Here is a 7,531-nt window from a genome sequence, read left to right on the forward strand (position 1 = left end):
TTCCAGTAGAATGCCGCGAACCTACAGACCGCCGGCGCCTCTTGATGTCCACGATAGCAGACAACATCGCCCTCGTTAGTTCACGTATCCACGCCGCGACCGCCGCGGCCGGACGCCCTGAAAACAGCGTTCAGCTACTGGCCGTGAGCAAGACCAAACCCGCCCAGGCCCTGCGTGAAGCCTATGCCGCCGGCCTGCGCGACTTTGGCGAGAACTACCTGCAGGAAGCCTTGGGCAAACAGCTGGAACTGGCCGACCTGCCCTTGATCTGGCATTTCATCGGCCCCATTCAATCGAACAAGACTCGCGCGATTGCCGAGCATTTCGACTGGGTGCACTCCGTGGATCGTCTGAAAATCGCCCAACGCCTGTCCGAACAACGCCGGGCCGATTTGCCGCCGCTGAACATCTGCATTCAAGTCAACGTCAGCGGTGAAGCGAGCAAATCCGGCTGCACACCCGCCGATCTGCCGGCGCTGGTCGAAGCCATCAGCAGTTTGCCGCGCCTGCAATTGCGCGGGTTGATGGCGATTCCCGAGCCGACCGAAGATCGCGCCGAACAGGACGCTGCGTTCGCCGCCGTACAGACATTGCAGGCGAACCTCGATCTGCCGCTCGACACCCTGTCCATGGGCATGAGCCACGACCTCGAGTCGGCCATCGCCCAAGGCGCCACCTGGGTGCGGATCGGTACCGCGCTGTTTGGCGCCAGAGATTATTCCCAGTCTTGAACGTTTCCAGATAAGGACCACACATGAGCAACACACGTATTGCGTTTATCGGTGCGGGCAACATGGCGGCCAGTCTGATTGGCGGCCTGCGCGCCAAAGGTCTGGAAGCGGCGCAGATCCGCGCCAGCGATCCGGGCGAGCAAACCCGTGCCAAGGTCAGCACCGAACACGGCATCGAAACCTTCGCTGACAACGCCCAGGCCATCGACGGCGTCGATGTCATCGTACTGGCAGTCAAGCCGCAGGCGATGAAAGCCGTGTGCGAGGCGATTCGCCCAAACCTGAAGCCTGCTCAACTGGTGGTCTCGATCGCCGCCGGCATCACCTGCGCGAGCATGACCGCGTGGCTCGGCGAACAGCCGATCGTGCGCTGCATGCCGAACACCCCGGCGCTGCTGCGCCAGGGTGTCAGCGGTTTGTATGCGACCCGCGATGTCACCGCCGAGCAGCGCCAGCAAGCCGAAGAGCTGCTGTCCGCCGTCGGCATCGCCTTGTGGCTGGACGAGGAACAACAACTCGACGCAGTCACGGCAGTGTCCGGCTCCGGCCCGGCGTACTTTTTCCTGCTGATCGAAGCCATGACCGCCGCTGGCGTCAAACTTGGCCTGCCACAAGAAATCGCTGAGCAACTGACCGCGCAAACCGCGCTGGGCGCCGCGCACATGGCTGTCTCCAGCGACGTTGACGCGGCCGAACTGCGCCGCCGCGTGACCTCGCCAAACGGCACCACGGAAGCGGCGATCAAATCATTCCAGGCTGGCGGCTTCGAAGCGCTGGTTGAAACCGCACTCGGCGCCGCCGCGCACCGCTCGGCCGAAATGGCCGAACAACTGGGCAAATAAGGAGCCTTACATGATCGGATTGAACACCGCAGCGGTTTACGTGCTGCAAACCCTCGGCAGCCTGTACCTGCTGATCGTGCTGCTGCGCTTCGTTCTGCAATTGGTGCGGGCGAACTTCTACAACCCGCTGTGCCAGTTCGTGGTCAAGGCCACCCAGCCGCTGCTCAAGCCTTTGCGACGAATCATCCCGAGCCTGTTCGGCCTCGACATGTCGTCGCTGGTGCTGGCAATTCTGGTGCAGCTGCTGCTGATGGCGCTGACCCTGCTGCTGACCTACGGCACCACCGGTAACCCGCTGCAACTGTTGATCTGGTCGCTGATCGGCGTCACCGCGCTGTTCCTGAAGATTTTCTTCTTCGCTCTGATCATCAGCGTGATCCTCTCGTGGGTCGCGCCGGGCAGCCACAATCCGGGGGCCGAGCTGGTCAACCAGATCTGCGAACCGGCGCTGGCGCCGTTCCGCCGCTTTCTGCCGAACCTCGGCGGCCTGGATCTGTCACCGATCTTCGCCTTCCTGGCGCTGAAATTGATCGACATGCTGGTGATCAACAATCTGGCGGCGATGACGATGATGCCGGAGATTCTGCGTTTGCTGATGTGAAGTGGTGCGCTCGGTCTGGCTGACCGAGTCGCCTTTTTCGCGAGCAGGCTCGCTCCCACAGGTGATCGCATTCCAATGTGGGAGCGAGCCTGGTCGCGAATGGCTGCACCTCGGTCCGGAGCGAACACGCCGGGCCCTATCGTTGCTTGCCGCTAACCCCCCCGGTCTTTAGACTTACGCCTCATTTCAACGAGAGCAGGGTCGATGCCAACTGCCTTCCCCCCCGATTCTGTTGGTCTGGTAACGCCACAAACCGCGCATTTCAGCGAACCGCTGGCGCTGGCCTGTGGCCGTTCGCTGGCCGCTTATGACCTGATCTACGAAACCTACGGCACCCTGAACGCGCAAGCGAGCAACGCCGTGCTGATCTGCCACGCGTTGTCCGGCCATCATCACGCCGCCGGTTATCACAGCGTCGAAGACCGCAAGCCGGGTTGGTGGGACAGCTGTATCGGCCCCGGCAAGCCGATCGACACCCACAAATTCTTTGTGGTCAGCCTGAACAACCTCGGCGGCTGCAACGGCTCCACCGGCCCGAGCAGCATCAACCCGGAGACTGGCAAGCCGTTCGGCGCCGACTTCCCGGTGCTCACCGTCGAAGACTGGGTGCACAGCCAGGCGCGTCTGGCTGATCTGCTCGGCATCGGTCAGTGGGCAGCGGTGATCGGCGGTAGTCTCGGTGGCATGCAGGCGTTGCAATGGACCATCACCTACCCGGATCGCGTGCGTCACTGCCTGGCCATCGCTTCGGCGCCGAAACTGTCGGCGCAGAACATTGCCTTTAACGAAGTCGCGCGCCAGGCAATCCTCACCGACCCGGAATTCCACGGCGGTTCGTTCCAGGAACAGGGGGTGATCCCCAAGCGCGGGCTGATGCTGGCGCGCATGGTCGGCCACATCACCTATCTGTCCGATGATTCCATGGGCGAGAAATTCGGCCGCGGCCTGAAGAGCGAAAAACTCAACTACGACTTTCACAGTGTCGAGTTCCAGGTCGAAAGCTACCTGCGTTACCAAGGCGAAGAGTTCTCCGGGCGCTTCGACGCCAACACCTATCTGTTGATGACCAAGGCGCTGGATTACTTCGATCCGGCGGCGAACTTCGACGATGACCTGGCAAAAACTTTTGAAAACGCCACGGCGAAATTCTGCGTGATGTCGTTCACCACCGACTGGCGCTTCTCCCCGGCCCGCTCGCGGGAACTGGTGGATGCGCTGATGGCCGCGCGCAAGGATGTCAGCTACCTGGAAATCGACGCGCCGCAGGGCCACGACGCCTTCCTGATTCCGATCCCGCGTTATTTGCAGGCGTTCGGCAATTACATGAACCGCATTTCGTTGTGAGAAAGCCATGAGAGCTGATCTGGAAATCATCCAGGAATGGATCCCCGCCGGCAGCCGCGTCCTCGACCTTGGTTGCGGTGACGGCGAGCTGCTGACCTGGCTGCGCGACAACAAGAACGTCACCGGTTATGGCCTGGAAAACGACGCCGACAATATCGCCGAGTGCGTGGCCAAAGGCATCAACGTCATCGAACAGGATCTGGACAAGGGCCTGGGCAACTTCGCCAGCAACAGTTTCGACATCGTCGTCATGACCCAAGCGCTGCAAGCCGTGCACTACCCGGACAGGATCCTCGACGAGATGCTGCGGGTCGGTCGTCAGTGCATCATCACCTTCCCCAACTTCGGCCACTGGCGCTGCCGCTGGTACCTGGCGAGCAAGGGCCGCATGCCGGTGTCGGAATTCCTCCCTTACACCTGGTACAACACGCCGAACATCCACTTCTGCACCTTCGAGGACTTCGAAGAGTTGTGCCGCGAACGTGATGCCAAGGTCATTGATCGGCTTGCCGTGGATCAACAGCACCGGCACGGGTGGGCCAGTAAGCTATGGCCTAATCTGTTAGGTGAAATCGGTATCTACCGCGTCAGCAGCCCGGTGCTGGCCGATCACAAGGTCGCGGTCTGAGCCAGACCCTTTCGAGGAGCATGAACATGCGTCGTCCAGCGTTGTTGTTACTCACCGCCTGCCTGAGCGCAGGCGCCATGGCGGCGGACGTCATCAAGGGTGAACGCAAGGAAACCTTCGGTGACATCACGGTGCACTACAACACGTTCAACTCGACGTTCCTGCAACCGGACATCGCCAAGGCAGCCGAACTGATTCGCAGCAAGAACCAGGGCGTGATCAATGTTTCGGTGGTCAAGGACGGCAAACCGGTGATTGCCAGCGTCACCGGCACCGTCAAGGACCTGACCAGCAACAGCGTGCCGCTGAAATTCCGCCAGGTCACCGAACAGGGCGCGATCTACTACATCGCCCAGTACCCGGTGCCGCAGCAGGAAACCCGCACCTTTGAAATCAAGGTGCAGAACGGCGACAAGATCAACACCATCAACTTCAACCAAGAACTCTTTTCCGGCGAATGATGAACATCAAGCAGCTCGTACTGGCCAGCCATAACGCCGGCAAACTCAAAGAACTCCAGGCCATGCTTGGCGATTCGGTGCAACTGCGCTCGATTGGCGAATGGAGCAAGGTCGAGCCGGAAGAAACCGGTTTGTCGTTTGTCGAGAACGCGATCCTCAAGGCGCGCAACGCCGCGCGGATTTCCGGGCTGCCGGCACTGGCCGACGATTCCGGGCTGGCGGTGGATTTTCTTGGCGGGGCGCCAGGCATCTACTCGGCGCGTTATGCCAACGGCCAGGGCGATGCGGCGAACAACGCGAAACTGCTCGATGCGCTGAAGGATGTGCCGCCAGCCGAACGCGGCGCGCAGTTCGTCTGTGTGCTGGCGCTGGTGCGGCACGCCGACGATCCGCTGCCGATTCTCTGCGAAGGCCTGTGGCACGGGCGCATCCTTACCGCCGCCAGCGGCGAACACGGTTTCGGTTACGACCCGCTGTTCTGGGTGCCGGAGCGCGACTGCTCCAGCGCCGAACTGAGCCCGGCCGACAAGAACCGGATCAGCCACCGCGCCCGTGCAATGGATCTGCTGCGCCAGCGTCTGGGCTTGAAATGACCGGTGATTCTCCCGCGTCGTCGCTGATCATCGGCGGCGCCGCCTCTTCGCCTCGGGCGCCGCTGCCAACGTTGCCGCCCCTGGCGCTGTACATCCACATCCCGTGGTGCGTGCGCAAATGCCCGTATTGCGATTTCAACTCGCACACTGCCAGCCCGGTCCTGCCGGAGCAGGAATACGTCGACGCATTGCTGGCCGATCTCGATCAGGATCTGCACGCGGTTTATGGCCGTGAGCTGACGTCGATTTTCTTCGGTGGCGGTACGCCGAGCTTGTTCAGTGCCGAAGCCCTCGGGCGTTTGTTGAAGGGCGTCGAGCAGCGCATCCCGTTTGCCGACGATATCGAAATCACCCTTGAGGCCAACCCCGGCACCTTCGAGCAAGAGAAGTTCGTGGCGTACCGCAAGCTGGGGATCAATCGGCTGTCGATCGGTATCCAGAGCTTTCAGCAGCAAAAGTTAGAGGCCCTCGGCCGCATTCACAACGGCGATGAGGCGGTACGTGCTGCCGGCATGGCGCGGCAGGCCGGGTTCGATAACTTCAATCTCGACCTGATGCACGGTTTGCCCGATCAGTCGCTGGACGACGCGTTGGGCGATTTGCGCCAGGCCATCGCGCTGAAGCCGACGCACATTTCCTGGTATCAACTGACGCTGGAGCCGAACACGGTGTTCTGGAACCAGCCGCCGGTGCTGCCGGAAGACGACACGCTGTGGGACATTCAGGAAGCGGGCCAAGCGCTGCTGGCCGAGCACGGTTACGCGCAATACGAGGTGTCGGCGTATGCCCAAGCCGGACGGCCGGCGCGGCATAACCTCAATTACTGGAGTTTCGGCGATTTCATCGGTATCGGCGCCGGCGCGCATGGCAAGCTCAGCCACCCGGATGGGCGGATTGTGCGAACGTGGAAAACCCGACTGCCGAAGGACTATCTCAACCCGGCGAAAAGCTTTCAGGCCGGCGAAAAATCGCTGACCAATGATGAGATGCCTTTCGAATTCCTGATGAATGCCCTGCGCCTGACCGCCGGAGTGGAATCGCGCCTGTACAGCGAGCGCACCGGTCTGTCGCTGGACACGCTTGCTGAAGGCCGGCGCGAAGCCGAACAAAGCGGTCTGTTGCAGGTCGAACCGTCACGCCTGGCGGCAACCGAGCGCGGCCAGCTGTTCCTCAACGATTTGCTGCAACAATTTCTGAACTGACTTCAGCTCAAAGGGAAAACGCATGGATTTGATACTCGACCTGCTGGCCACCGTCTCCCGCTGGAGCCGCAGCAATCTCTCGGAAATCGCTCTGGCACTGGTCGGTTGCCTGCTGGTGCTGTTCGGCGCCGATTTCAAAGGCTGGGTCGAGCAACGCCTGGGCAGCATCGCCGGCGCCCTGCGCGTACCGCTGATGGCCTTGCTCTGCCTGATCGGCAGCGGCGCCGCGCTGATCTATGCCACGCCGTGGGTGATCAAGGGCCTGAGCCAGTTCAACAACTACAGCCTGGCGCCGGTGTTGTTGGTAGTGCTGGTGCTGATCGGCGTGGTTGCTGATCGCCGCTGAATCCCCAAGACACCCCAAAACAAATGTGGGAGCGAGCTTGCTCGCGAATGCGGTGTGTCAGTCAACATCAATGTTGAATGAACATCCGCTTTCGCGAGCAAGCTCGCTCCCATAGTTGATCGCGACGACAGGGAAGCTCATGAGTAAAAAGCTGCTGGATGAGACGAGCAAATTTCTTAGCTACGTATTGCGCCATGAGCCTCAGGCGATTGGGTTGACGCTGGATTCGGAAGGCTGGGCAGATATCGAAGCACTGATCAGCGGCGCTGCGCGTAATGGTCGAAGCCTGGATCGCTCACTGATTGAAAACATCGTAGCGAGCAGCGACAAAAAGCGCTTTTCGATCTCGGAAGACGGCCAATTCATTCGCGCCGTTCAGGGCCATTCGACGAAAAGCGTAGCGCTTCAACTGGAGGAAAAGCAGCCACCGCAAACGCTGTATCACGGTACGGCGACGCGCTTCATGGACTCTATCAGCCAGCAAGGCTTGATCCCGGGATCGCGTCACCACGTACATCTATCGGAAGAATCCGCCACTGCCTCAACCGTAGGGAAACGCTACGGAACCGTGGTAATCCTGAGAGTCGCCGCGCAGCAAATGCAGGAGCAAGGCTTCAAGTTTTATCAGGCCGAAAATGGCGTCTGGCTGACAGAGCAAGTGCCAGTACGCTTCATTTCCACCCTGTAACTTTTGACGAAACCGAAAACAACTGTAGGAGCTGCGGCACGCTGCGATCTTTTGATCTTCAAAATCAAGATCAAAAGATCGCAGCGTGCCGCAGC

10 protein-coding genes are annotated in these 7,531 nt (G+C 60.7%); all 10 read left to right on the forward strand.

The genetic code is table 11. The features are described from left to right. The first annotated feature begins 44 nt into the window (after positions 1-44). The 10 genes from VNV36_RS08295 to VNV36_RS08340 all read left to right on the forward strand — a co-directional run bounded on the left by VNV36_RS08295 (position 45) and on the right by VNV36_RS08340 (position 7,436). Positions 45-731 carry a YggS family pyridoxal phosphate-dependent enzyme gene (locus tag VNV36_RS08295; protein ID WP_325717342.1) on the forward strand — a complete coding sequence of 229 codons (687 nt, stop codon included), beginning with the start codon at positions 45-47 and terminating at the stop codon, positions 729-731. A 23-nt stretch (positions 732-754) separates the two neighbouring features. Next, on the forward strand, positions 755-1,573 hold the full coding sequence (gene proC / locus VNV36_RS08300) for a pyrroline-5-carboxylate reductase (protein ID WP_325717343.1): 819 nt from the start codon (positions 755-757) through the stop codon (positions 1,571-1,573). A 10-nt stretch (positions 1,574-1,583) separates the two neighbouring features. Next, complete coding sequence (locus VNV36_RS08305) at positions 1,584-2,174, forward strand: YggT family protein (protein ID WP_039757546.1); 591 nt, start codon at positions 1,584-1,586, stop codon at positions 2,172-2,174. A gap of 204 nt (positions 2,175-2,378) precedes the next feature. Continuing rightward, positions 2,379-3,518 (forward strand): homoserine O-succinyltransferase MetX, encoded by a 1,140-nt coding sequence (gene metX, locus VNV36_RS08310; RefSeq protein WP_325717344.1) that lies wholly within the window; start codon positions 2,379-2,381, stop codon positions 3,516-3,518. A gap of 7 nt (positions 3,519-3,525) precedes the next feature. Continuing rightward, complete coding sequence (metW, locus tag VNV36_RS08315) at positions 3,526-4,146, forward strand: methionine biosynthesis protein MetW (RefSeq protein WP_325717345.1); 621 nt, start codon at positions 3,526-3,528, stop codon at positions 4,144-4,146. A 26-nt stretch (positions 4,147-4,172) separates the two neighbouring features. Further along, positions 4,173-4,607 (forward strand): DUF4426 domain-containing protein, encoded by a 435-nt coding sequence (locus tag VNV36_RS08320; RefSeq protein WP_325717346.1) that lies wholly within the window; start codon positions 4,173-4,175, stop codon positions 4,605-4,607. Beyond that, positions 4,604-5,200 carry an RdgB/HAM1 family non-canonical purine NTP pyrophosphatase gene (rdgB, locus tag VNV36_RS08325; protein ID WP_325717347.1) on the forward strand — a complete coding sequence of 199 codons (597 nt, stop codon included), beginning with the start codon at positions 4,604-4,606 and terminating at the stop codon, positions 5,198-5,200. The genes VNV36_RS08320 and rdgB overlap by 4 nt, the downstream gene beginning before the upstream one ends. Then, entirely contained in the window at positions 5,197-6,402 is a 1,206-nt protein-coding gene (hemW, locus tag VNV36_RS08330; RefSeq protein WP_325717348.1) for a radical SAM family heme chaperone HemW, read from the forward strand. The genes rdgB and hemW overlap by 4 nt, the downstream gene beginning before the upstream one ends. Positions 6,403-6,424: 22 nt before the next feature. Further along, positions 6,425-6,748 carry a DUF3392 domain-containing protein gene (locus VNV36_RS08335; protein ID WP_008083808.1) on the forward strand — a complete coding sequence of 108 codons (324 nt, stop codon included), beginning with the start codon at positions 6,425-6,427 and terminating at the stop codon, positions 6,746-6,748. A gap of 139 nt (positions 6,749-6,887) precedes the next feature. Beyond that, positions 6,888-7,436 (forward strand): RNA 2'-phosphotransferase, encoded by a 549-nt coding sequence (locus VNV36_RS08340; RefSeq protein ID WP_325717349.1) that lies wholly within the window; start codon positions 6,888-6,890, stop codon positions 7,434-7,436. Positions 7,437-7,531 lie beyond the last annotated feature (95 nt).

The sequence above is a fragment of the Pseudomonas sp. genome (genome assembly GCF_035554175.1).
In the GTDB taxonomy this organism is placed as follows: Bacteria; Pseudomonadota; Gammaproteobacteria; order Pseudomonadales; family Pseudomonadaceae; genus Aquipseudomonas.

Excerpts from the sequence above, each read along its gene's own strand:
- hemW (WP_325717348.1), top strand. The coding sequence starts at position 5,197 with ATGACCGGTGATTCTCCCGCGTCGTCGCTGATCATCGGCGGCGCCGCC.
- proC (WP_325717343.1), top strand. The coding sequence starts at position 755 with ATGAGCAACACACGTATTGCGTTTATCGGTGCGGGCAACATGGCGGCC.
- VNV36_RS08295 (WP_325717342.1), top strand. The coding sequence starts at position 45 with ATGTCCACGATAGCAGACAACATCGCCCTCGTTAGTTCACGTATCCAC.
- VNV36_RS08335 (WP_008083808.1), top strand. The coding sequence starts at position 6,425 with ATGGATTTGATACTCGACCTGCTGGCCACCGTCTCCCGCTGGAGCCGC.
- rdgB (WP_325717347.1), top strand. The coding sequence starts at position 4,604 with ATGATGAACATCAAGCAGCTCGTACTGGCCAGCCATAACGCCGGCAAA.
- VNV36_RS08340 (WP_325717349.1), top strand. The coding sequence starts at position 6,888 with ATGAGTAAAAAGCTGCTGGATGAGACGAGCAAATTTCTTAGCTACGTA.
- metW (WP_325717345.1), top strand. The coding sequence starts at position 3,526 with ATGAGAGCTGATCTGGAAATCATCCAGGAATGGATCCCCGCCGGCAGC.
- VNV36_RS08320 (WP_325717346.1), top strand. The coding sequence starts at position 4,173 with ATGCGTCGTCCAGCGTTGTTGTTACTCACCGCCTGCCTGAGCGCAGGC.
- VNV36_RS08305 (WP_039757546.1), top strand. The coding sequence starts at position 1,584 with ATGATCGGATTGAACACCGCAGCGGTTTACGTGCTGCAAACCCTCGGC.
- metX (WP_325717344.1), top strand. The coding sequence starts at position 2,379 with ATGCCAACTGCCTTCCCCCCCGATTCTGTTGGTCTGGTAACGCCACAA.